This window comes from Pararhizobium qamdonense (assembly GCF_029277445.1).
Lineage (GTDB): Bacteria > Pseudomonadota > Alphaproteobacteria > Rhizobiales > Rhizobiaceae > Pararhizobium > Pararhizobium qamdonense.
This window is the reverse complement of sequence record NZ_CP119566.1, coordinates 3,774,575-3,797,726: the sequence shown is the minus strand read 5'-3', so window position 1 is coordinate 3,797,726 and position 23,152 is coordinate 3,774,575. Positions and strand designations below refer to the sequence as shown.

The following is a 23,152-nucleotide window of genomic DNA, read 5'->3' as shown; positions in this document are numbered from 1 at the left end:
CGTAAGGAGAATGCCATGAACTGGGATATGATCGAAGGCAAGTGGAAGGAATATCGCGGCAAGGCCCAGACCCAATGGGGCAAGCTGACAGACGACGATCTCGACGTGATCAACGGCCGCCGTCAGGAATTGGCTGGTAAGATCCAAGCCCATTACGGCGTCGAGAAGGAAGAGGCCGAGCGCCAGATCGACGAATGGTCGCGCCGCTGATCTGCAGTGGTTGAAGAGGTTTGAAGCGGCATCCGGTTTGCCAAAACCGGGTGCCGTTTTTGCGTCTGGCCGTCCGGCAGGCGGTGACAATAGGGAACAAAACCGGCGCCGGTTCGTTCTGAGGAGCAATCACAGCCGGCTGAACCCCGGCTTTTCAGCCGCCACAGGCGTCTCCCCAATCTCTACGAAGGAGTTCATCAATGATCCGCACTCTTATGGCGACGACCGCGCTTGCGGCACTTTTGGCCACCGGCGCATGGGCGCAGGAAGGCGCCATCAAAGCTGATGGCACCCCGGCCACAAGCACCGGCACAAAGGCTGCCAAGGGTCCGGCCGGTTATTTCTCGGCGTCTCCCGAACAGGTGCTCGCCACGTCCGTGCTCGGCAAGACGGTTTATACCGGCGCCGACGAACAGGGTGAGGCTATCGGTGATGTCAATGATGTCGTTATCAATGCCGATGGCGGTGCCGAGGCGCTGGTGGTCGGCGTCGGCGGCTTTCTGGGAATCGGTGAGAAGGATGTGGCTGTCAGTTTCGACCGTGTGTCCTGGTCCGATCGGGATGGGCAGCGTATCATCGTGATTTCGGCAACCAAGGAAGAGCTGCAGGCCGCTCCGGAATTCCAGCGCTCGGCCATCGCGGATGGCGTCGCGGCAACGGCACCGGAAGCCGATAACACGGCTGCATCGGCCACGGCCCCCGTCATCACTGACGAAGCCGCCGAAGCCATACCGCCGGCCACCGGCACCACGCCGGAAATGACCGACCCGGATCTGCCGCCAGCCGATGAAATGAAGTTGGTCGATGCGTCCTTGATCAGCGCAGAAAAGCTGATCGGCACCGAGGTTAAGGTTGCCGACGATACCAAGGTCGGCGAGATCGGCGATGTGCTTCTCGACAAGAACGGTAAGGTCGAAGCCTATGTCATCGATGTCGGCGGCTTCCTCGGCATTGGCCAGAAGCCGGTGGCGATGAGCGCGCAGAGTGTTCAGGTGATGGCCGATGCCAAGGGCACGATGACCATCTACTCGCCTTTCACCAAGGAACAGATGGAAACACAGGCCGCCTATGACGCAGAAGCCTATAAGGCCAATCCGCGCGGCATCGTTCTGGCCGCGCCTGCAAACTGAGGTTTACGCTTGAAAAAAACCGGCGTCGATTGGCGCCGGTTTTTCATTAACTTCTTCACGTAGGCACAAAAAAAGCGGCCCATGGCCGCCATATTTTTGTTTCGTTTTCACTGCAGGTCTCAGTTGCCCGCTTTTTTCCGAGCGCGGCTTTCCGCCGCCTCAAGATCATCGAGAAGATCTGACAAGGTGCCGTCCGTGGCCGGCAGGTTTTCCGCAAAGTAAAGATCGCGCAGGGTCGAACCGATATGCAGATTTCTGTCGCGGCCTTTATTGGGCATTTGCACCGCAGCCGAGGCAGATTTCACGATATTCGTTGTTGATACGGTCATTTTACTATCTCGCATGAGGTATATGCCTTCACAACGTTCCCTGCCTTGCTAATGTTCCGAGAAATACGTGGCCAAACCGTGTCAAATTGGGGCAATCTCTTGCACCATGGTTAACGATCCGTTTCCAGTGTTGAGGACGGGTTTGATGAAGAGATAAAATGAGACGCAATGTCTCCAGCGCCTTTTTCCCCGGAACAAAAGTACCCGCCCGGCGTTTATTCAGCAATGATTGAAACCAAGGAGAATTTCTCATGCTGTACTACGCTCTCGTCTTCCTCGTTGTTGCCATCATTGCCGGCGTGTTGGGCTTTGGTGGTATTGCAGGTGCTTCTGCCGGTATTGCGCAGATTCTGTTCTTCCTGTTCCTTGCCTTCCTGGTCATCTCGCTGGTGGCTGGCCTGATGCGCCGAACCTGACCCCATCTCGGGTGAGTGCGTGAACGAAGGGAGCGATGCGAAAGCATCGCTCCCTTTTGGCGTTTGGGCCCTTTGCGCGTTTAGGCCCTTCGCGCGTTTGAGGATCTCTCCCTAGCTCGCGCTGCTTGCCGTCTTGCCGAAGGCAATGGGCTTGGCTATGCATGACCGGACCATCTCGCAACTGCACAAGTCCGGAGCCGTACTACGCATGAAATCGCTGGAACTCATCGTTGAAAGGATCATCCTGTCGAGCCGCTGGCTCCTCGTGGTCTTTTACCTCGGCCTGGTTGCGGCCCTGGCGCTCTATGCCGTGTCCTTCGTGTTTAAGTTCTACAAGGTCGCCATCATGGTCTTCACCTATGATGAATCCGACATGATCCTGGCGATGCTCGGCCTCATCGATGCGGCGCTCGTTGCCAGCCTCATCGTCATGGTGATGATCTCCGGCTATGAAAATTTCGTCAGCCGTTTCGATGAAGCCGATGCCGAGGTGTCGTTCCTGGGCAAGCTGGATTCAGGCAGTCTGAAGATCAAGGTGGCATCGTCGATCGTCGCGATCTCGTCCATCCATCTCCTGCAGATTTTCCTCAACGTGCAGAGCTATACAGGCGAGCATCTGATGTGGGCGACCATCATTCACATCGCCTTCGTGGTTTCGGCACTGATGCTCGGGTTCCTCGAGCAGATCATGAACAGACTGAAGAAATAAGCGCAAAGCAGAACAGGGAACAGGATATGAAGACAGACGTCGTTGTTTTGGGCGCAGGCATAGTCGGCCTGTCGACGGCCATCCATCTGGCGCGGCGGGGCAAGTCCGTGGTGCTGCTCGACCGTCGCGGTGCCGGCGAGGAAACCTCCTATGGCAATGCCGGCCTGATCCAGCGCGAAGGCGTCTTTCCCTATGGTTTCCCGCATGATTTCGGTGCACTGTTCCGCTATGCGCTGAACAACACGATCGACGCTCATTATCATTTCCGTGCGCTGCCGGGCCTTGTGCCGTTTCTCATCCGCTACTGGTGGAATTCGGGTTTCACCCAGCATCAGAATATCGCGTCCATGTATGCGCCGCTGATCGAAAATTCGATCGCCGAACATGCAGACCTCATCAATGCGTCGGGCGCCGGCGATCTCATCCGCAAGGATGGCTGGATGAAAGTGTTCCGCACCGAAGCGGCGCGCGACGCAGCCTATAAGGAAGCGGAAAAGCTCTCCTCGACCTTCGGCGTCAATCACCAGAAGCTGTCGAGCAGCGAGCTCAAGGTGATGGAGCCATCCATCCGTGCCGACCTGACCGGCGGCCTGCGCTGGACCGACCCCTGGTCGATCCGCGATCCGCACAGCCTGAACAAGGCCTATCTCGCCTATTTCCAGTCGCTCGGCGGCCGCCTGGTGTCCGGTGATGCGGCAACGCTCGAACATATTCTCGAAGGTCCGGGCTGGCGGGTTGCAACCCCGGAAGGGCCGCTGGAAGCCAAGGAAGTCGTCGTGGCGCTCGGTCCCTGGGCCGACACGGTCACGAAAAAACTCGGCTACCGTTTCCCGCTGGCCGTCAAGCGCGGCTACCACATGCATTACGGCATGGCGGACGGCGCACAGTTGAACAACTGGGTGCTCGATGCCGAAAAGGGCTATTTCCTGGCGCCGATGCTGCGCGGCATCCGCCTGACCACGGGCGCTGAATTTGCCAATCGCGATGCGCCGAAAACCCCCGTTCAGCTGACGCGCGCCGAACGCGTCGCGCGCGAATTCTTCCCGCTGGCGGAGCGCCGTGATGAGGAACCGTGGATGGGCGCGCGGCCGTGCACGCCGGATATGATGCCGATCATCGGCAAGGCGCCGCGTCACGAAGGCCTCTGGTTTGCCTTCGGTCACGCCCATCACGGCATGACGCTTGGCCCGGTGACCGGCCGTGCGCTCGCCGAAAAGATGACCGGCGAAAAGACCGTGATCGATATCAAGCCGTTCCGGCCGGACCGTTTCCTGGCCTGACGAAAACGGGCGCCGGGAGCGATCCCCGGCGCCTCGATTGCCGACAAATTCTGAACAAGCTGGTCTGACGAGAGCAATTACCCCACGCTCCGTCATCCTCGCCCTTGTGGCGGGGATCCAGCGACCCGACGTCCGTCGGGTCAAACGACTATTTCAGCTCAAGGACTTGAGCTGACTGGATCTCTGTGACAAGCACAGAGATGACGGAGAGTTGGTGAAACGCATGATTTCCCAAATGCTCCACCGAATGCCGGGACGGGCTTCGCCAGCGGCCCGGCGCCGGGAGGTATTTCCGGTCAGCCATCACTCCCCAAGTTTTATTAAAATAAATTTCCAGAGCCGCGGAACAAACGTCAAGCTCATCCGTTATGTGGGTTGGCTGAAGGCGAGGGCTCGGTCGGCTGTGCCATGCGCAGCGAATGGAAATGACCGCCGTGATAAACGGCGGCGGGAGCAGTATTTCAATGCAGAAACAAGTAATAGAGTTCGGCGGCGAAGCCGTTGGCGCTTTGATGCGCGAGGATAATGGATTTCGCTTTCTCGCTGTCAAGTTCAGCGTCTGGGGTCTGGATGGCCGTCTGTTTTCAAACGCATCCGAAGCGAAACGCGCCGTCAAGGCGCTTCTGTCAAAACCGGCAGCCCGGTCGATGCCACCGGCGAGCTTCTGGGTTCCAGGAGATGGCGACCCGTCGAGCAGCCAGTTTCAATGGAATGCCGTGTCGTCCGTGCCCGCCCGCAACACTGAAAATCGCGTCTGAGCGGCAGATGTTTCTACCGCATGGCTTTTATCACGGATCGGTATAGCCCGACGCGACGATGGTAAAGGTGTTGGCGGATGGATCGGTCTTGAAGAGCAGCGTGCCGGTCGCGGATGACTGAGCCGGGACATAATCAAATGTGATCTCCTGCGTCTCGATCACGCTATCTCCGTTCAGCACCTCCCCCTTTACCGGCACGGACGCGGCGGTCCGCTTGCCCCTGTTTTCGACGGTAAAAGACACCTCATAACCGCCACCTGCCGGAGACGCCCGCTGGCTGAGAATGCTGACGGAAAGTTGCGGCGCGCCGCCAGCGGAGGTGACAGCATCATAGCTGATCCAACCGATCATCGCGGCCACGAGCAGGGCGCAAATTCCGCCGGTCAGCCATTCGATCCAATGCGCGCCGCGCCCCACCGTGCGGCTCTTGGACGTCTCGCTTTTGGACGTGCCACTCTTTGCCGCGTCGCTCTTGGCCGCGTCGCTTTTGGCCCCATTGCTTTTGGGTGGGCCGCTCTTGGGTGGGCCGCTGTTGGAGATGCGGCTGCTGGATTTGACCGGTTTGGCGTCAGCCATGGTGGTTCCTCATAAAATGAGCCGCGCGGCAGCCGCGCCGATGGCGCCGGGAAAGGCAAGCACGATCATCGCCATCATCGCCGGCGTGAACGATCCGCCGTCCAGCCGCTCGAAACTCCAGAGCGCGTAAAGGCTGATCAGCAGGGCAATCACGTAGCCGGGCAGGGTGAAGCGGACAAACGCATGCCACCACGGCGTATCGGCCGATAGCTCATGGCCGCCCTTGAAGGACACCGCGTAGACAAAGGCATGCATGAGCGTGATGGACAAGATGATGGTCGCCAACGCATGCCATGGCGTCATCTTGTAGGAAATCAGGATCATCTCTTCCGTCGGCGCCATGTTGAGATTGAGGAACAGTGCGCCGACCGCCATCATGAAGAGCTCGCTGCCATAGCTGTCCTTCTGATCGTCCTCGGTGTCATCCTTGCCGCTGCCCAGCTGGCTGCGCCCCAGAAGCGCGCCGATGCTGGCCGGAATAGCCTGGACCGCAATCTTGCCGGTAATCTCCTGCGCCGGCATGTCTGCCATCAGAAGCTTGAACAGGCACAGCGTCACCGCACTGGTAAAGATGCCGATCCCGAACGCGATCATCGCATCGCGGATCGCCGTCTTCCAGGAAAACGTCTCTTCAAAGCCGATCCGGTGGGAAATGCCGATCAACAGCGGAATGGTGAGAACGAGAAGCAGAGCCAGCCGCCAGCGGTCCATGGTAAAACCGAGTGCCCACATCTCCATGGTCATCTGCATCGGCAATGCAAACAGCAGCGCACCGCCGATGCCACGGCCAACCCCAACCGCAAATTTCGCAGCCGTCGCCTTGTCATCGGTCTGTGTGTTATACGGCCGGCCGGAAATCTTGTTTCTTCCGGCCGCGCCCATCCCCGCCTTCTGCATGAAATCCCCTCATATCAACGAAGCTCACAATCCCTCATTGTGATGCAACCCTGAAGTTACTCGTCCCAATCCGCCGGGATGCCGCCATCCACGCCGCTTGCTTCCAGATCGTTGCGAATGCTGACGACACCGGGCACCGCATAGATCAGCAACTCGATCTTGCGGCGCTCCTGCGCCGTATCAACCGCACCCTTCAGCCACACCGCACCCCGGCGCGCCTTGATTTCCACAGACGTCGTTTCAATGTCGCTGTCTTCGAGCACATTGGCAATCACATCTTCCAGCGCGTCATCGTCCACATCGGCCTCGGTTTCGTCGCCAAACAGATCCGGCCCGTTTTTGCTTTCGATCACCGTTTCGTCGCTGCGCTGGAATCCAGGATTTCCCGCTTCATCGAAATTCTCTTCACCCGCGCCATAAGAGCCGTTGCCGACCTTGGTCTCTGATCCCGGCGTGGCATCGGCATAGGGCCAGCCTTCCTCGACGTCCCGTTCCTCATAATCGCGGTAATCGTCTTCGCGTCCGGTGGGCTTCGGTGTCTTGTCGGTCATAGTCGTGTCCTCGTTGTCATGGAACCGAGAGGGAAACGGCTGGCGTGACATTTGGTTCATTTGGATGGGCGCTGAAAGCAATTCCGGGGCGCGACACAAAAAATGGCGGAGCTGCATCGGCAGCTCCGCCATCCATATCAACCAGCCACAGATGTTAGTTCTGCGGAGCCGTACCGGTTGCCGGGGCAGTGCCCGTAGCCGGAGTCTGCGTATCAGTGCCGGTGGCCGGCGTCTGGGTATCCGGAGTCATAGGCGTCGCGCTCGTATCCGGAGTGGTTGCAGTACCGGGTGTTGCCGGCGTTGCACTCGTATCGGCCGGCGGCGTTGCCGTATCAGCCGGTGCCATCTGATCCGTTGTTGCCGGCGGCGGTGTTGTGGTGCCGGTTGTCTGATCGGTCGACAATTCTGCTGGCAGCCAGACAAGAAGCGCCAGAACCAAACCTGCGAGCAGGATGATCAGCACCGGCCACTTGGAGCGTCCGGAGCGGGGTTCAAGCTCTTCCGGCCGCCGCTGGTTGGCCAACGGATCGTTCACCGGCGCGCCTGTCACCGGATCGATACGCGGACCTGCCTGATCGGCCGGCCATGCTGCAGGATTCACGTTGCGGTTTTCACTGGGGTCAAAACGTTGATTCATGGCGGACATATCCTTTCGAGAAATGGTGCCTGTGCCAGCAAACGTTGAAGGCAACTGCCCGATAAACGTCGCCGCGAGACGAATGTTCCTTGAAAAAGACCTGTAAACAGGCAAATGCAGCCAAATTGCCGAAAAAAGCGGCTTTTTACGCTCAAAACATGCCGAAAACGTGCCTTATGCGCGTCACATCAGGGTGACGGCAGCTCGGCAATATCCCCGAATTGCACGAGAAGGCGCGGGCTGGTCATATCGCCGCTCTCCTCATCGACTTCCACGGCATAGGCTGCGACCCCGATGAACCGGTCGGCCATGGCTGCGGCAATCTTTTCCGCACTGGCCGCATTGGATGCCTGGCGCATCTCCCCCGGGGCCAGTCCGCCGCGCGTCTTCTTATAGGGAATGACAATGAATTTCTCGGCCATGATGGCCCTTTCAAGTATTTTTCGCGGGCACGGACCGGCAGTAGCCACAACGTCCATAGCGATTGTTGGATTGCGGCAGTCGTGAAAGACACGCGCGCAGCTTGGCTGCGATCCTTAGCATCGATTGCCGTGCCGCTATACTGGCAATCAGTCCGGCATCCACAAAAACGCTGAAGCGAATCCGCAACTTGGAATGACGTTATGTCCGGCTCGAAAACGGGTGAGCGCGAACCGGCAGGGCAGGCACCTCGAAATGCTCGGGCGGCAGCTTCGCCCGGGCGCGGTCCACCATGATAGACAGACCCTGTTCCAGATGGCGGCAGAACCGCTCGGCATCAAACAGCGGCGATATGAAACGGTTTCGTGAGATTTCCTGCTTCAGGCGGGCAATTTCGCCGGGATCGTGTGCGAGTTGCACCGCCATTTCGACAAACGCCGCCGGCGTCCCGGCCACCAGCTGCGGCAGGCCCAGTGCGCTCAAAAGGCTTTCGGATACCCGTGAGGCAAAATTGCTGCCCTTCACCGAAATCACCGGCAGGCCCGCCCAGAGCTTGTCCGAGGTGGTCGTGTGGCCATTATAGGGGAATGTATCAAGCCCGAGATCGGCCGCCTGCAACCGGGCAATATGGGCCTCATAGCCGGTTGCGGATGCAAAGATGATTTTGTCCGCGCTCACCCCGCGCGTGCCGAAAGCCGCAAGCATATTGCTGCGGGCCAGGTCGCCATCAATCATCATCCAGAGAACCGAATGATCGCAATGGCGCAGGATCTGCGCCCAGCAATCGAGCGCTGCAAGCGAAATCTTGCGGCCCGCATTGAAGGCGGCAAAAACGAAGCGGTCTGACAGCAGGCCGAGCGCGCCCCGGTCCATGGCGTCTGGGAGGGCGCGATGCACCGGGTCGTTCGGCTGGTAGCTTTCCGGCAGCAGGCAGAATTTCTCGTGGTAATTCTGCCTGGCGCTTGCCGGCAGCACGATCCGGTCGCCGATGATATAATCGCAATCGACATGCACGGCGCTGCCGGGAAAACCAAGCCAGGCCACCTGAACCGGCGCCACCATCTGGTTGAGAATATTGGACCGGGAACCGCCGGTATGGCCCTTGAGATCGACGAGGACGTCGATATCGTGCCGGCGGATGATATCGGCCGCCTCCGCGTCGCTTTTACCGTGCAGGGTAACGATCTCCCCCCATTTCGAGCGGTTGGCGTCCGAAGCTGCGTGATGCTCCGGCGTATAGCAAAACAGCGTCACGTCGAAACGGCTTTTGTCATGGGCCTCCAGCACGCTCTGCAAAAGACGCATCGTCGCATGTCCGCTCCAGAAATCGCTGGAGAGATAACCAAGGCGGATCCGCTCGCCCCACGCATGCTGCCGCATCCGCCTCAGCCGGCTATGGCCGGGCGAGGGGATCGTCAGGCCGGGATTGTTCGCAGCCAGCCGGTTGAGCCGCTCATTGCCACAGTGCAAAAGGTTCGAATAGGCCGTTTCGCCCGCAAGGAAAGACAGGTCGCCACTTGCCGATCGAACGGCATCTGCCTGCTCGAGCGTCTCGATCGCCGCAAAATCGCAGAAATCGCGCGCCACCGACATCAACTTGAACTGCGTATAGGGATCATCGGGAAAGAGCGCCGCAAGCTTGCGAAACACCGTCAGCGCCAGAGGGTTGCGCTCGCTGCCGCTTAAAATCTCGCCGGCAAGCTTCAGATGATCGGCCTCGCTGCTCTTGGCAAGGCTCTCGACAAGCAGATGGACAAGCCCGGTGTCGCCGGTGCGCCGGAACGACAAAGCCAGATGATAGGCAAGGGAAGTATCGCCAGGCATCGCGTCCAGAAGCTTGATGCCGATCAACTGCGCCCGGTCGTCATCGCCGGCCTCGACATAAAGCGCCGTGGCGCGGCTGAGAGAAGCACTGACGTCTGCACCGGGACAAGCCGCCGCCTGCTCAAAGACCTGCGCGGCCTCGGCCGGAAGACCGAGATGCGCAAGAGCATCCCCCAAAAGCACAAGCGGCGCCGCATCCGCCGAAGTTCCCAGCAAGGGGCTCAGAAGCGAAAGAACACCGAGGTAGTCCCCCCGCCCAAAGGCAACGCCCGCCGCCGCAACTGCCTGTCCGTCCATATCCACTCATCCAGCTATCCGCAATGCGATGAATAACGCCCATTGCTTGCGCGGAGCGGATCAACCACAGCTCGCAAGAACGGATGGAAAACATCGACAGATCTCAGAAAATCAAATGAGTTTTCAACGCCTTGACATCATCACACAAGAGCGATGCCCGACAAAATCGGACGGCCACGTTTTTTCGCAGCAGCGAGAGAGACGTCAATCTGCCCGCCCGGCCCTATTCTAAATCTAATAGCAGCCGCGCCCCGTCCTTGCGGACGACAGGCCTTTCGCAGATTTCGCAGCGGATTGAAAGCCTGATTTTGATGAGGGGAGGCGGTGTGCGCGCGGAGGGCTGCGGCGGGCGGTGTTTTATTTTGCGCTTTCGGAAAGGTTTGGCTGGGGAACCTGGATTCGAACCAGGACTAACGGAGTCAGAGTCCGTGGGTCTACCGTTAACCTATTCCCCAAAACTGCGTGGGCGATGTTTGTGCCCAGCCGGTGAGGCGGGCTTATAAACAAAAGATTGGGGGATGCAATAGATTTTGGGAAAAAATCGGCAAGGTTAGGGAAAAACTCGTCCCGCGCGGCATCGCAAGCGGCGCGCTAAACCGGCGCTGCACGCTGTGCAAAAAGAATTTGGCGAATTGGGACGGCGCTGGTAAAGTCCACCCAACGAAAATCAAGAGAGCGCCTCGAGCGGCGATCGTTCCGCGCGGCGCAATGGACAGACACGTGAGAGACCCCGACAACGGCGAACAGCCGTCCGTTTCCGGGGCGTCGGCAGCAGACCGCAACGATGGGCAGTCAGTACCTCGTTCCGGCAAGGGCAAGCGTAGGCGGGGAAAACCCTCCCGCGCAGCCTCTGCGAATGCCAGTTCCTCCGTTGGTAACGGAGAAACACGGCGTCCCGAAGTGACAGATGCGACCGGAGAACCGGTGCGCAAACGCAAACGCAGGCGGCGTTCCAAATCCGGCCAGCCTGCCATTGCCACCAGTTCAGCGACTGAGGCCGATGGTTCAAACACCGTTGCGCCAGCATTGGCTGACAATCCCAGCCGCAAGCGCAACAAGAAGAACAGGCAGCGCCGCAGCTTGCAGGGCCGCCCGCTGGCGGTCAGTGAAAAGCCGCGCCCTGCCAGCGATCCGGCACGCCAGCCGCCGCAGCAACAGGCCGCATCGGTCGCGCGCGCTGAGGAGCAGCGTCCATCCGGGTTGGGGTCAGGTGCCAATAGCGGCCATCACGCCGGCCAGGAGCGGCGCGCCAATGGCCAGGGGTTTTCCCATGGGTCCGATTCGGGTTCGCCGCTCTATGCAGCGCTTGATCTCGGCACCAACAATTGCCGCCTGCTGATTGCCCAGCCGACCCGTCCCGGCCAGTTCCGTGTCGTCGATGCCTTCTCGCGCATCGTCCGGCTCGGCGAAGGGCTTGGCGCGTCCGGCCGCCTGTCGCAGGATGCGATGGACCGCTCGATCGAGGCCTTGAAAGTTTGCGCCGCCAAGCTGAAGACCCGCGAGATCCGCAAAACCCGGCTGATCGCGACCGAGGCGGCACGATCAGCCGAAAACGGCGAGGCCTTCCTGGAGCGGGTCCTGGCTGAAACCGGCCTTGAGCTGGAGATCATCAATCGCGAGACCGAGGCGCGGCTTGCCGTGTCCGGCTGCTCGTCGCTGGTCGGGCGCGAAACCAAATCGGTGGTTCTGTTTGATATCGGCGGCGGCTCCTCCGAGATCGCCGTCATCAAGATCGGCGAGAACCGGTCGAGCCGGCTTGCCAATCACATCACCCACTGGACATCGCTGCCGGTCGGCGTCGTCACGCTGTCGGAACGTCATGGCGGCCAGGATGTCTCGCCGGCAAGCTTCGAGGCGATGGTGGTCGAGGTGCAGGGCATGCTCTCCAATTTCGATTGCCCGGCCATTCAGACGCTGGAAAATCCCGGCGACGAGAACGGGTTTCATTTGATCGGCACCTCCGGCACGGTGACGACCTTGGCTGGCGTGCATCTTGATCTGCCGCGTTACGACCGCCGCAAGGTCGATGGCCTCTGGCTGTCGGACGACGAGGTTTCGGCGATGCAGGCGCGGCTGTTGTCCTGGGATTTCACCGCGCGCGCCGCCAATCCCTGCATCGGGCCGGACCGGGCCGATCTGGTTCTGGCCGGATGCGCCATTCTCGAAGCCATCCGCCGCCGCTGGCCGTCGGAGCGCATGCGCGTTGCCGATCGCGGCCTGCGCGAGGGGCTGTTGACCGATATGATGGCCGATGATGGTGTCTGGCGGCGCGGACGCGCCCGCCGCCATCCGCGCGGCATGCAATACGGTTCCCACGAAGGAAACACCCAATGACAAAACCCCCGATCGGCGGAAACCGCACCGGGCGCAAGCTTGGCCAGAAGGTCAAGAAGGGCAAGCTGAAGGCGTCGTCGCGGCGCTGGATCGAGCGGCATATCAACGATCCCTATGTGCAGCGCGCGCAGCTCGAAGGCTATCGTGCCCGCGCGGCGTTCAAGCTCCTGGAGATCGACGAGAAGCACAAGATCCTGTCCGGCGCCAAGCGCATCATCGATCTGGGTGCCGCACCCGGCAGCTGGTCGCAGATCGCCGCCAAGGTGACGAACTCGACCGATAGCGATCCGAAGGTGGTGGCGATCGATTTTCTCGAGCTTGACCCGCTGGCAGGCGTTCATATCCTGCAACTGGACTTCCTCGACCCGACGGCGCCGGAAAAGCTGATGACGGCGCTGGGCGGCACGCCTGACCTCGTCTTGTCCGACATGGCGGCGCCGACGACCGGCCATCGCCAGACCGACCATATCCGCACCATGCATCTCTGCGAAGTCGCGGCCTATTTCGCCATCGACGTTCTCGGCGAAGGCGGGCATTTCCTCGCCAAGACATTCCAGGGCGGTGCCGAGCGCGAACTGTTGACGCTGCTGAAGCAGAATTTCAAGCAGGTCATCCATGTGAAGCCGGCGGCCTCGCGGGCGGAATCGGTCGAAATGTTCCTGCTCGCCAAAGGGTTCAAGGGCCGTAAGCCCGGTGCCCGCTCGCTCTATGACAGCGAAACCGAAATCGACGAGCGCGAAGTGGTGGACGAGCGGGACACGGCCGAGGCCGATTGAGCCATGCTTCTCTACGTCACTCTCGGAAGCAACGATCTTGAGCGGGCGCAGCTGTTTTATGATGCAGCACTGGGGCCGCTTGGCCTGACGCGCCGCAGGCAGGATGACCTTGAGATCGGCTATGCGAGGGAGAGCGATACCCGCTGCCGCCTGTGGGTCGTTACGCCGCATAACCGCAAGGCCGCGACGATCGGAAATGGCTCGATGGTCGCGCTTGAAGCGCAAAGCCGTGCCATGGTTGACGCGTTTTACGCGGCAGCGCTTGCACATGGCGGCACTGACGAGGGTGCGCCCGGGCTACGGCCTTTTCACGCAAATTTCTATGCGGCCTTCGTCCGCGATCCCGATGGCAACAAGCTGTCCGCGGTCTGCGAGCGGCCGCAATAGCGTGTTTTCCCTTATTTGACGCTGATCGTTTCGGCTTCGGGGTCTTCGCGCATGCGGTGGCCGGAGACGGATGAGCCCGCGTTCTTCGACATGCCGATCAGCGGAATGATCGCAGACAGCGTGATGGCCGAGATCAGCATGAAGGCGAGCTGGAAATCTGCAAGCTCCAGTTTCGATCCCGTCAGCGTCGTCTCGATCTCAAGGATAGCACCTGCCACGGCAACGCCGAGCGCGAGACTCATCTGCTGCAGCACGGCGGTCATGGAGGTCGCCTTGCTCGCCATCGAATCCGGGATATCGGCAAAGGCGAGCGCGTTGACGCTGGTGAAGAAGAACGAGCGGGCAAAGCCGGCCAGCAACAGGATGAACATCATCACGATGGTGGGTGTCGCCGGCGTGAACAGGCCGTTGATAAATGTCAGGATCGTTCCGGTGATGCAGGCAAAGATAAGCGTGGTGCGAAACCCGGCAAAGATCAGCACACGCTTGGCAAAGAACTTCGTCGTCAATGCGCCGGCCGCCCCAACGAAGGTGATCATGCCGGACTGGAACGGCGTCAGGCCGAAACCGACCTGCAGCATGAGAGGCATCAGGAATGGAACGGCGCCGATCGAGATGCGAAACAGTGTGCCGCCAATCGCCGCCGCCCTGAATGCGCTGTCCTTGAACAGGTTGAGATCGAGCAGCGGCGCGGGATGGCGCCGCGCATGGCGGACATAGAGGAAGCCGCAGACAAGGCCGATAACGACGGCGGCAGCGCCGACCTGCGGCGGCAATGCCGGCAGGCTCATCACCGAGAGGCCGAACATCGTGCCCGAGGCGGCGATGGCGCTGAGGAAAAAGCCTTTGATGTCGTTGGGCGGCGGCGCGTCGCTCTTGATCTCAGGCAGGTAGATGCCCGACAGGATATAGCCGATAATGCCGACCGGCACATTGATCAGAAAAATCCAGTGCCAGGAGAAATAGGTGGTGATGAAGCCGCCGAGCGGCGGGCCTGCCAGCGGGCCGACCAGGGCGGGAATGGTGAGCAGCGCCATGGCGCCGACCAGTTCGCTGCGCTGCGTCGAGCGCACCAGGACAAGCCGGGCAACCGGCGTCATCATCGCTCCGCCCATGCCCTGCAGGAAGCGCGAGACGACGAAGGCAAGCACGCTGTCGGCAACCGCACACAGGATCGAGCCGAAGACGAAGACGAGGATGGCAGCGCGAAAAATGCGCTTGGCGCCGAACCGGTCGGCCATCCAGCCGCTTAATGGAATGAAGATTGCCAGCGACACCATATAGGACGTCAGCGCCAGCTTCAGCGTGATCGGCCCGACGCCCAGGTCGTGGGCGATCGCCGGCAGCGATGTGGCAATGACGGTGGAATCCATCTGCTCCATGAACAGAGCGACGGCGAGGATCATCGGAACGATGCGGTTCATGCGAGCGGCCTTGCGCTTAAGCGGAGCGTCGGGAACATAGAACTTCTGCGGCAAAAGTCGCTGCCAAGCGCTCACTTTGCGATCACATCCCTGTGAGTTCTACGGCCATCTCCTGTCAAGACCCTAGATGTCGCCTTGTTGATTGGACGCAACCGCCATTCAATCGAACACTGCCAGCCTTCCAGTCAAAACATGGAGAACAGCATGACGACGTCTATTCCCTTGAGCCGCCGTGCCTTATTTGGAGCGGCAACAGCGGGCGCGTTGGCGGCGCCCTTTGTGATGAACCGGGCCGCCTTTGCGCAGAGCGAACCGAAAGCGGAAACGATGAAAATACCGGAAGGCAGAACCAGCAGTTTCAAGATCGGCAGTTTCGGCGTCACCGTCATCAGCGATGGCCTGCGCATCGGGGAAAAACCGCAGGAAACCTTTGGCACCAACCAGACACCGCAGGCGGTCGCCGACCTGCTCACCGCGAACTTTTTGCCCACCGACAAATTCGTCAACGGCTTCTCGCCGACACTGATCGATACCGGCTCGGAGGTGATCCTGTTTGATACCGGCATGGGCGAGGGTGGCCGCGCGGCGGGCGCCGGGCATCTCCTGGAAGGCATTGCGGCTGCCGGTTATACGCCCGACCAGCTCAGCATCGTTGTCCTCACCCATATGCATGGCGATCATATCGGCGGCCTGATGGAGGGCGGCGTACCGGCCTTCAAAAATGCCCGCTATGTTGCAAACCAGACGGAGTTCGATTTCTGGAAGGACGAGGCCCGCGTCGGAACGCCGGCCGAAGGCGGGCACCAGGGCGTCTTGAAGAATGTCGTGCCGCTGGCCGAAAAAATGACCTTCATCGGCGATGGTGGCGAGGTCGTTCCGGGTATTACCGGTATGGCAGCCTTTGGTCACTCTCCGGGACACATGATCTTTACGGTCGAATCGGACGGCAAGGGCTTGGTGCTGACTGCCGATAGCGCCAATCATTTCGTTCTGTCGCTGCAGCGTCCGGATTGGGAAGTGCGGTTCGATATGGACAAGGCCAAGGCTGCGGCCTCGCGCAAAAAGGTCTTCGACATGGTCGCCACGGATCGGCTGCCCTTTGTCGGCTACCACATGCCGTTCCCGTCCGTCGGCTTCATCGAGAAGTTCGAACAGGGCTACCGTTTCGTACCGGAAACCTACCAGTTCGAAATCTGACCGTCTTGACGGAAAATTGCAATCTCTGCGTGCTTCAGGTTGCAGGCACTGCGGCGTTTGCTACACTGGAAAAGTTTCAAGGCAGAAGCAGCAGCGCCATGCCAGCCGGCGCATCGGGGAGATGAGCTTTCCCGACTGTGGCATCAGCTTTGCCTTCAAACGTGGAGGTGATCTATGTGGTACCTGCCATTTAGCATCACGCTGACGCTCAGGAAAAACCGGACAGGCTGGCAAGCTTCCGTCCGGTTTCAGTTCCTCGGCTAAGCAGTAAACGCCGGTGCAGGTTGGGCCCTGCACCGGCACTCCAAAAATAACGTATTGCCGGCAAAATACAAGCCCGGCGCCTGGTCCGGCGCAAACGTGTCATCGCTGCAGCAAAACGATGCGTCATTTCCGGGCTTTTGCTATTTCCAACCCGTCATATCCGTGTTACCAGCCCTCGCCAACTTCCAAGAAACTCTCGCCCGCCTGAGCGCGGCGAGTCTTCCGCCTCACTGTTGTCAAACGGTGCGGGGAGAACACCTTTTACTGAAGGGATTTGGCCATGGCGCGCATCATTGAAACGGCAACCGGTCTGGAGGCATTGACCTTCGACGACGTCCTTCTGCAACCCGGACATTCTGAGGTCATGCCGGGGCAGACGAATATCGCCACCCGTATCGCCCAGGATATTGACCTCAACCTGCCGATCCTCTCCTCGGCGATGGATACGGTTACCGAAGGCCGTCTGGCGATTGCCATGGCGCAGGCCGGTGGCATCGGCGTCATCCACCGCAATCTCACCCCGATCGAACAGGCCGAGCAGGTGCGCCAGGTCAAGAAGTTCGAAAGCGGCATGGTCGTCAACCCGGTGACCATCGGTCCCGATGCGACGCTGGCCGATGCGCTGGCACTGATGAAGATGTATTCGATCTCTGGCATCCCGGTCGTCGAAAATGCCACGGGCGGCGTTCCCGGGCGTCTGGTCGGCATCGTTACCAACCGCGACGTGCGCTTCGCCTCTGATCCGGGCCAGAAGATCTACGAACTGATGACCCGCGAAAACCTGATCACGGTCACGGAGAATGTCGATCAGCAGGAAGCCAAGCGCCTCCTGCATTCGCATCGCATCGAGAAGCTGCTGGTGATCGATGGCGATGGCCGTTGTGTCGGTCTCATCACCGTCAAGGATATCGAAAAGTCGCAGCTCAACCCCAATGCGTCCAAGGATGCGCAGGGCCGTCTGCGTGCTGCCGCCGCCATCAGCGTTGGTGATGACGGTATCGAACGGGCCGAGCGGCTGATCGATGCCGGCGTCGATCTGATCGTCGTCGATACCGCGCATGGCCATTCGCAGCGCGTTCTCGATGCGGTGACCAAGGTCAAGACCATGTCGAACTCCGTTCGTGTCATGGCCGGCAATGTCGCCACCGCCGGCGGCACCAAGGCACTGATCGATGCCGGTGCGGATGCCGTCAAGGTCGGTATCGGTCCAGGCTCGATCTGCACCACCCGCATCGTGGCCGGTGTCGGCGTGCCGCAGCTGGCAGCCATCATGGCGGCCGTCGAGGCAGCCCAGGCGGCCAATATTCCGGTGATCGCCGATGGCGGCATCAAGTTCTCGGGCGATCTCGCCAAGGCCATCGCTGCCGGCGCATCGGCCTGCATGATCGGCTCGCTGCTCGCCGGTACGGATGAAAGCCCGGGCGAAGTGTTCCTGCATCAGGGCCGCTCGTTCAAGGCCTATCGCGGTATGGGTTCCGTCGGCGCCATGGCGCGCGGCTCGGCCGACCGTTATTTCCAGGCGGAAGTGCGCGATACGCTGAAGCTGGTGCCGGAAGGCATCGAAGGCCAGGTTCCGTACAAGGGCCCGGTTTCCGGCGTGCTGCATCAGCTGGCCGGTGGCCTGAGGGCGTCGATGGGCTATGTCGGTGGCGCCACCATCAAGGACTTCCAGGAGCGCGCCACTTTCGTGCGCATCTCGGGTGCTGGCCTGCGCGAAAGCCATGCCCATGACGTGACGATCACCCGCGAAAGCCCCAACTATCCCGGCGCGATGTAAGCGATTGTCGCTTGGCCGCATATGGCCAGGATTTGATGTTGGAAAAGGCGGCGGCGCGATCTTCGCCGCCTTTTCGTTTTCAACCTTAAGAGCCAAGCGCCCGTGTGAGCGCCGCATCGCCATAGCGGTGCCCCTTCGCCTCGTAGCCGATGACAGGGACCAGCGGCGCCAGCATCAGGAGCGCCAGGCAGATGGTCATGCTGACGCCTGCAGCAGCGGCAAGGACAGGCAGCACCAGCAAGACAGCCGCACCTGCCAAAAGCCCGAGATAGAACGCTTCCATCCGCTGCAGAAGATAGACGTAATGGGCAAAGATCAGCAGCATGTAGATGCCGACGGGGATGGCCACGGTCGAGACGGCGGCAGCGGCGCTGATATGCGCCTTGTGCTCGATATAATAGGCCGCCACATGCAGGCCGGCGCCGGTGGCGGCGATCGACGCGAAGATCAGCATATGGCCATAGCCCCAGAGGAAGGCGCGGTTGCGGAAGTGGTGCAGGATCTCAGCCGACGGCAACAGGAAATACAGCCACCACATGCCAAAGGTAAGCCCGGTGCCGGCAACGCAGATCAGGATGGCGTCGAGGCTCCAGCCCTGCTCGCCGACGATGGCCGAAATCGAGGCCACGGTTCCGACGACGCCTTCGCCCAGCGTGATGATCGCCAGCAGCCCGTAGCGCTCGGCGATATGATGCGCATGCCAGGGCGTGCCGCCATTCTTGCGCTCGGCAACGACCGGGCCGAGCAGTTCGATCAGCGTCAAAAGAACGACACAGATGAAGGTCGGCAATAGCGGCATGTCGATGAAAATCAGCGCGATCCAGCCGATCTGCGCGATCGAGATCGCCGTGACATAGGAAAGGCAGGCAGGACGGCAGCGCGGCGCGTGGCGGGCGGCCCGCAACCACTGGAAAATCATCGCCACCCGCATGACGACATAGCCGAGAACCATGATGCCATTATCGACATGGGCGCCCTTGTCGATCGATTCGTACATCTGCGGCAGTCCAAGCGACAGGATCAGCACCCCGGCCATCTGCACCATCGTTGTCAGCCGGTAGATCCAGTCGTCGGTGTCGAAGGCGGAGGCAAACCAGGAGAAATTCACCCAGGCCCAGCAGACGGCAAACATCGCAAAACCGAAGCCTGCAAGTCCGGCGGCATAATGCCCCTCGGCCAGGAGATGCGCGAGCTGCGATCCGGCAACGCCGAAGGCGATGACGAAGGTCAGGTCGAACAGCAGCTCCAGCGGCGTCGCCACCCGGTGATGCTCATGCGGGTCGCGCCCGCGCATCGCGCTGGCATGATGGGTGGGCAGCGCGGGGGCGGGATCAGGCTGTTGGGACATGCGGGACTTTCCTGTTGAGGGTGCCGTCTCGAACATCGTTTATTCGTAAAACAGCTGTCAAGCATGGAGAGCGCTGTGGACCGTTCGCCCGCCTTGTTCTGGATTTCCCGCACGCCCGCTATAGATCAGGGCAGGTGCGAATGAACGGAGTGATCATGCCCATATCAACTGCAATCTTCTGGCCCGTCATCGCGCAAGTGGCGTTGATCCATGCAATCTATTTCCTGATGCTCAGGCGCCGCTACCGTGCAGTGCGTTCCGGGACCGCCAAAGTGTCGGATTTCTGGATACCGGCGGTCGAGCCGGAGCCCAGCGCCACCGTCGCCCGCAGTCTGATTAACCAGTTCGAGCTGCCGGTGCTGTTCTTCGTGGTCTGCATTCTCTTGCACCTGACGGCCGGCGTGAACTATCTCGTGCTGGTGATCGCCTGGCTTTTCGTTCTCAGCCGCTACGCCCATGCCTATGTGCATGTAACGTCCAACAGGCTGCGCATCCGCCAGCGCCTATTCGTGGCAGGTTTCTTTCTCAACTTCAGTCTATGGTTGATTTTCGCCGTTCACCTCACTGGGTTTTGATTGCGAAATTGTCATATTGTCTTGCATTGCGCAGTGCACAAGACCGGACTATCATCGGCTTCCAGGCGGCAGGAAAAGTGCTGCCTGTTGAAACCTAACCGATTGAATAAACGGACCATATAGCCCCTCTACTGCCTTTCCATATTACCGAAACTTAATCTGCGGATGCGGAACCGGACAACCTTACGAGCCGTTGTCTCTTCGCAGTTGCGGTCGTCGCAAGGAAAGCATCCAGTGAGCATACCCCCAGTCACCATCCCTACAGAGAAGACCGTTCTCGTCTTTCAGGGCGGCGGGGCGCTTGGCGCCTATCAGGCAGGTGCCTATGAGGCGCTGCATGCGGCCGGCATCCGCCCGGACTGGCTGGCCGGCATTTCCATCGGCTCGATCAACTCGGCGATCATTGCCGGCAGCCCGGTCGATCAGCGCGTCGATAATCTCAGAACCTTCTGGCACCGGGTCTCCTCGGCATTGCCGGGCCATTTTCTCGGCAATGGCGATGCCATGCGCAAATGGTTTAACGAATCCTCGGCCTTCCTGGGCTCGCTCACCGGCGTTCCCGGCTTCTTCACGCCGCGCGCCTTCTCCCCTTGGAAAATCCCCGGCGATCCGATGGCGGCCATCAGTCTCTATGACACCGCGCCGCTGGAGGAGACGCTTGCCGGTCTGGTGGATTTCGACCTGATCAATTCGGGCGCCATCCGGCTCAGCCTTGGCGCCGTCGATGTGATGAGCGGCAATTTCAATTATTTCGACAACCACCACTGCGCCTTTTCCGTCAAGCATGTTGCAGCCTCCGGCGCCTTGCCGCCGGGCTTTGCGCCGGTCGAGATCGACGGCCGCTTCTATTGGGATGGCGGCATCGTCTCCAATACGCCGCTGCAGCGGGTGCTGTCGGGCCAGGAGCTGGAAACCGATCTCTGCATCTTTCAGGTCGATCTGTTCAGCGCCAAGGGCCCGTTGCCGCGCGATCTCTTCGATGTCGAGGCGCGGGAAAAGGAAATCCGCTTTTCCAGCCGCACACGCCTCAACACCGACCAGTTCCGCAAGCTGCAATCGGTGCGCATGGCCGCCAAGCGGCTGATGGAAAAGCTGCCGCCGGAGCTGAAGGACGATCCCGATGCGAAAATTCTTGAGCGGATCGGCAACGATTGCGCCGTCACCATGGTGCATCTGATCTACCGGAATGCGGCCTATGAGACCGGGTCCAAGGACTACGAGTTTTCGCGGCTCTCAGTGGAAGAACACTGGAAGGCCGGACATGACGATGTGGTCGAGACGCTCAATCATCCCGATTGGCGCAACCGCACGCGCCCCACCAACGGAATACGGGTTTTCGATCTTGCCGAGCAACGCCTGCGGGGGAATAAGCCATGAAAATCGAAGATGTCGTTCGCAATGCCTTCGCGATGCCGCTGACCAGCCCATCCTATCCGCCGGGCCCATACCGCTTCGTCAACCGCGAATATATGATCATTACCTACCGCACCGATCCGGAAGCCTTGCGCCGGGTGGTGCCGGAGCCGCTGCAGTTTGATGAGCCGCTGGTGAAATACGAATTCATCCGCATGCCCGATTCCACGGGTTTTGGCGATTATACCGAGTCTGGCCAGGTCATTCCGGTCACGTTTGAAGGCGTGCACGGCGGCTACGTGCATTCGATGTATTTGAACGACGATGCGCCGATTGCCGGTGGCCGCGAGATCTGGGGTTTCCCGAAGAAGCTGGCGGAACCGTCGCTGACATCCGTCAAGGACGCGCTGGTCGGCACGCTGGAATATGGCGGCCAGCGTGTCGCGACCGCGACAATGGGCTTCAAGCATCGCACACTCGACAAGGCGAAAATCCTCGAAAGCCTGAAACAGCCGAATTTCATGCTGAAGATCATTCCGCATGTCGATTGCACGCCGCGCATCTGCGAGTTGGTTCGCTATTATCTGGAGGACCTGACGGTGAAGGGCGCCTGGGAAGGTCCGGGCGCGCTGGCGCTGTTTCCGCATGCACTGGCCCCGGTCGCCGATCTGCCGGTGCTTGAGGTCAAGTCCGCCGTTCATATCCTCTCCGACCTGACCCTGGGTCTCGGCGAAGTGGTCCATGATTATCTGCAAAAATAGGGAGTTAAAACCATGAAACTCAAGGACAAGGTCTGCATCGTCACCGGGTCTGCCAGCGGCATCGGCCTGGCGATTGCCAAGAAATATGTGTCGGAAGGCGCCAGGGTCGTCATCGCCGATTTGAAGCTTGAAGCAGCCGAGGCGACGGCCAGGGACTTGACGGCGGCGGGTCCGGGCGAGGCGATCGGTATTGCGATGGACGTGACCAGCGAAGACGCCGTCAATTCCGGCGTCGCAGCAGTGATTGCCAAATGGGGCAGGGTGGACGTGCTCGTCTCCAATGCCGGCATCCAGATCGTCAACAAGATCGAGGACTATGCCTTTTCCGACTGGAAGAAGATGCTGGCCATCCATCTCGATGGTGCCTTCCTCACCACCAAGGCCTGCATTCCGCATATGAAGGCGCAGAAGGGCGGGGCGATCATCTATATGGGCTCGGTGCATTCGCATGAAGCCTCGCCGCTGAAATCGGCCTATGTCACCGCCAAGCACGGTCTGCTCGGCTTGGCCCGCGTGGTTGCCAAGGAAGGCGGACCGGACGGCGTGCGCGCCAATGTCATCTGCCCCGGCTTCGTGCGAACGCCCCTGGTCGACAAGCAGATCCCCGAACAGGCCAAGGAACTCGGTATTTCCGAAGACGAGGTCATCAAGAAGGTGATGCTCGGCGGCACGGTGGATGCGCAGTTCACCACCGTCGAGGATGTCGCGGAAGTGGCGCTCCTGTTTGCAGGTTTCGAGACCAATGCGCTTACCGGCCAGTCGCTCGTCGTCAGCCATGGCTGGTACATGCAGTAGGCGTCCCATCGCGGCAGGCTCTTGATCCGGCCGGGCATTGCGGCCGGATCACGTTTGCGTCAACGGGGTGGTGCCAAGCTTGTCGAACGCGGCGAGCGCCACACCTCTGTTTTATCGGCCGCCTGCG

At 60.4% G+C, this 23,152-nt stretch carries 24 protein-coding genes and 1 tRNA gene; 15 read left to right on the top strand and 10 right to left on the bottom strand.

The genetic code is table 11. The features are described from left to right. The first annotated feature begins 15 nt into the window (after positions 1 to 15). On the top strand, positions 16 to 210 hold the full coding sequence (locus PYR65_RS18645; protein ID WP_276119059.1) for a CsbD family protein: 195 nt from the start codon (positions 16 to 18) through the stop codon (positions 208 to 210). Between the two features lie 200 nt (positions 211 to 410). Beyond that, positions 411 to 1,340: a PRC-barrel domain-containing protein gene (locus PYR65_RS18640; protein ID WP_276119058.1), complete on the top strand. Its 930-nt coding sequence runs from the start codon at positions 411 to 413 to the stop codon at positions 1,338 to 1,340. Between the two features lie 119 nt (positions 1,341 to 1,459). Here PYR65_RS18640 and PYR65_RS18635 read toward each other — a convergent pair whose 3' ends face one another. Beyond that, complete coding sequence (locus tag PYR65_RS18635; RefSeq protein ID WP_276119057.1) at positions 1,460 to 1,669, bottom strand: hypothetical protein; 210 nt, start codon at positions 1,667 to 1,669, stop codon at positions 1,460 to 1,462. Between the two features lie 251 nt (positions 1,670 to 1,920). Here PYR65_RS18635 and PYR65_RS18630 point away from each other — a divergent pair, with 251 nt between their 5' ends. From PYR65_RS18630 to PYR65_RS18615, 4 genes are all read left to right on the top strand, one after another. Then, positions 1,921 to 2,085, top strand: coding sequence for a DUF1328 domain-containing protein (locus tag PYR65_RS18630; RefSeq protein WP_037105882.1), 165 nt, complete (start codon positions 1,921 to 1,923; stop codon positions 2,083 to 2,085). A 208-nt stretch (positions 2,086 to 2,293) separates the two neighbouring features. Next, positions 2,294 to 2,794, top strand: coding sequence for a TIGR00645 family protein (locus PYR65_RS18625; RefSeq protein ID WP_082546572.1), 501 nt, complete (start codon positions 2,294 to 2,296; stop codon positions 2,792 to 2,794). A 26-nt stretch (positions 2,795 to 2,820) separates the two neighbouring features. Beyond that, positions 2,821 to 4,074, top strand: coding sequence for an NAD(P)/FAD-dependent oxidoreductase (locus PYR65_RS18620; protein ID WP_276119055.1), 1,254 nt, complete (start codon positions 2,821 to 2,823; stop codon positions 4,072 to 4,074). A gap of 464 nt (positions 4,075 to 4,538) precedes the next feature. Further along, the gene (locus PYR65_RS18615) at positions 4,539 to 4,832 is read left to right on the top strand and encodes a hypothetical protein (RefSeq protein ID WP_276119054.1); all 294 of its coding nucleotides are present in this window, start codon (positions 4,539 to 4,541) and stop codon (positions 4,830 to 4,832) included. A gap of 30 nt (positions 4,833 to 4,862) precedes the next feature. Here the strand turns inward: PYR65_RS18615 and PYR65_RS18610 are convergent, their stop codons facing one another. The 7 genes from PYR65_RS18610 to PYR65_RS18580 form a co-directional block, all read right to left on the bottom strand. Next, positions 4,863 to 5,408, bottom strand: a complete 546-nt coding sequence (locus PYR65_RS18610; protein WP_276119053.1) for a TIGR02588 family protein — start codon at positions 5,406 to 5,408, stop codon at positions 4,863 to 4,865. A gap of 9 nt (positions 5,409 to 5,417) precedes the next feature. Continuing rightward, entirely contained in the window at positions 5,418 to 6,290 is an 873-nt protein-coding gene (locus tag PYR65_RS18605) for a TIGR02587 family membrane protein (RefSeq protein WP_407951338.1), read from the bottom strand. A 71-nt stretch (positions 6,291 to 6,361) separates the two neighbouring features. Continuing rightward, complete coding sequence (locus PYR65_RS18600; RefSeq protein WP_276119051.1) at positions 6,362 to 6,856, bottom strand: BON domain-containing protein; 495 nt, start codon at positions 6,854 to 6,856, stop codon at positions 6,362 to 6,364. A 154-nt stretch (positions 6,857 to 7,010) separates the two neighbouring features. Then, entirely contained in the window at positions 7,011 to 7,493 is a 483-nt protein-coding gene (locus PYR65_RS18595; RefSeq protein WP_276119050.1) for a hypothetical protein, read from the bottom strand. 188 nt (positions 7,494 to 7,681) lie between these two features. Beyond that, positions 7,682 to 7,915, bottom strand: a complete 234-nt coding sequence (locus PYR65_RS18590; RefSeq protein ID WP_060635932.1) for a hypothetical protein — start codon at positions 7,913 to 7,915, stop codon at positions 7,682 to 7,684. Between the two features lie 199 nt (positions 7,916 to 8,114). After that, the gene (locus PYR65_RS18585) at positions 8,115 to 10,034 is read right to left on the bottom strand and encodes an O-linked N-acetylglucosamine transferase, SPINDLY family protein (protein ID WP_276119049.1); all 1,920 of its coding nucleotides are present in this window, start codon (positions 10,032 to 10,034) and stop codon (positions 8,115 to 8,117) included. 381 nt (positions 10,035 to 10,415) lie between these two features. Beyond that, positions 10,416 to 10,489, bottom strand: a tRNA-Gln gene (locus PYR65_RS18580). Between the two features lie 265 nt (positions 10,490 to 10,754). Between PYR65_RS18580 and PYR65_RS18575 the strand changes: the two genes are divergently transcribed. Genes PYR65_RS18575 through PYR65_RS18565 form a run of 3 tightly spaced genes read left to right on the top strand, consistent with a single transcriptional unit; the run spans position 10,755 to position 13,531 of the window. Next, positions 10,755 to 12,368, top strand: coding sequence for a Ppx/GppA phosphatase family protein (locus PYR65_RS18575; protein WP_276119048.1), 1,614 nt, complete (start codon positions 10,755 to 10,757; stop codon positions 12,366 to 12,368). Further along, a complete protein-coding gene (locus PYR65_RS18570; protein WP_060635927.1) occupies positions 12,365 to 13,144 on the top strand; it encodes an RlmE family RNA methyltransferase in 780 nt (259 codons plus the stop codon). The genes PYR65_RS18575 and PYR65_RS18570 overlap by 4 nt, the downstream gene beginning before the upstream one ends. Before the next feature lie 3 nt (positions 13,145 to 13,147). Beyond that, the gene (locus PYR65_RS18565; protein ID WP_276119047.1) at positions 13,148 to 13,531 is read left to right on the top strand and encodes a VOC family protein; all 384 of its coding nucleotides are present in this window, start codon (positions 13,148 to 13,150) and stop codon (positions 13,529 to 13,531) included. 11 nt (positions 13,532 to 13,542) lie between these two features. Here the strand turns inward: PYR65_RS18565 and PYR65_RS18560 are convergent, their stop codons facing one another. After that, positions 13,543 to 14,955, bottom strand: coding sequence for a DHA2 family efflux MFS transporter permease subunit (locus PYR65_RS18560; protein WP_276119046.1), 1,413 nt, complete (start codon positions 14,953 to 14,955; stop codon positions 13,543 to 13,545). Positions 14,956 to 15,282: 327 nt separating this feature from the next. On the opposite strand from PYR65_RS18560, the gene PYR65_RS18555 reads away from it, so the two are divergent. Both PYR65_RS18555 and guaB read left to right on the top strand, forming a co-directional pair. Then, entirely contained in the window at positions 15,283 to 16,152 is an 870-nt protein-coding gene (locus PYR65_RS18555; protein WP_407951337.1) for an MBL fold metallo-hydrolase, read from the top strand. A 544-nt stretch (positions 16,153 to 16,696) separates the two neighbouring features. Further along, entirely contained in the window at positions 16,697 to 18,193 is a 1,497-nt protein-coding gene (gene guaB, locus PYR65_RS18550; protein WP_276119043.1) for an IMP dehydrogenase, read from the top strand. A gap of 85 nt (positions 18,194 to 18,278) precedes the next feature. On the opposite strand, the gene PYR65_RS18545 is transcribed toward guaB, so the two are convergent. Next, positions 18,279 to 19,541, bottom strand: a complete 1,263-nt coding sequence (locus PYR65_RS18545) for a low temperature requirement protein A (protein ID WP_276119042.1) — start codon at positions 19,539 to 19,541, stop codon at positions 18,279 to 18,281. 155 nt (positions 19,542 to 19,696) lie between these two features. Between PYR65_RS18545 and PYR65_RS18540 the strand changes: the two genes are divergently transcribed. From PYR65_RS18540 to PYR65_RS18525, 4 genes are all read left to right on the top strand, one after another. Further along, on the top strand, positions 19,697 to 20,116 hold the full coding sequence (locus tag PYR65_RS18540; RefSeq protein ID WP_276119041.1) for an MAPEG family protein: 420 nt from the start codon (positions 19,697 to 19,699) through the stop codon (positions 20,114 to 20,116). A 234-nt stretch (positions 20,117 to 20,350) separates the two neighbouring features. Continuing rightward, the gene (locus tag PYR65_RS18535; protein ID WP_276119040.1) at positions 20,351 to 21,493 is read left to right on the top strand and encodes a patatin-like phospholipase family protein; all 1,143 of its coding nucleotides are present in this window, start codon (positions 20,351 to 20,353) and stop codon (positions 21,491 to 21,493) included. Further along, positions 21,490 to 22,230, top strand: a complete 741-nt coding sequence (locus PYR65_RS18530) for an acetoacetate decarboxylase (RefSeq protein ID WP_060635921.1) — start codon at positions 21,490 to 21,492, stop codon at positions 22,228 to 22,230. Before PYR65_RS18535 ends, PYR65_RS18530 begins: the two co-directional genes overlap by 4 nt. A gap of 12 nt (positions 22,231 to 22,242) precedes the next feature. After that, positions 22,243 to 23,025, top strand: a complete 783-nt coding sequence (locus tag PYR65_RS18525; RefSeq protein WP_060635920.1) for a 3-hydroxybutyrate dehydrogenase — start codon at positions 22,243 to 22,245, stop codon at positions 23,023 to 23,025. Positions 23,026 to 23,152: the final 127 nt, after the last annotated feature.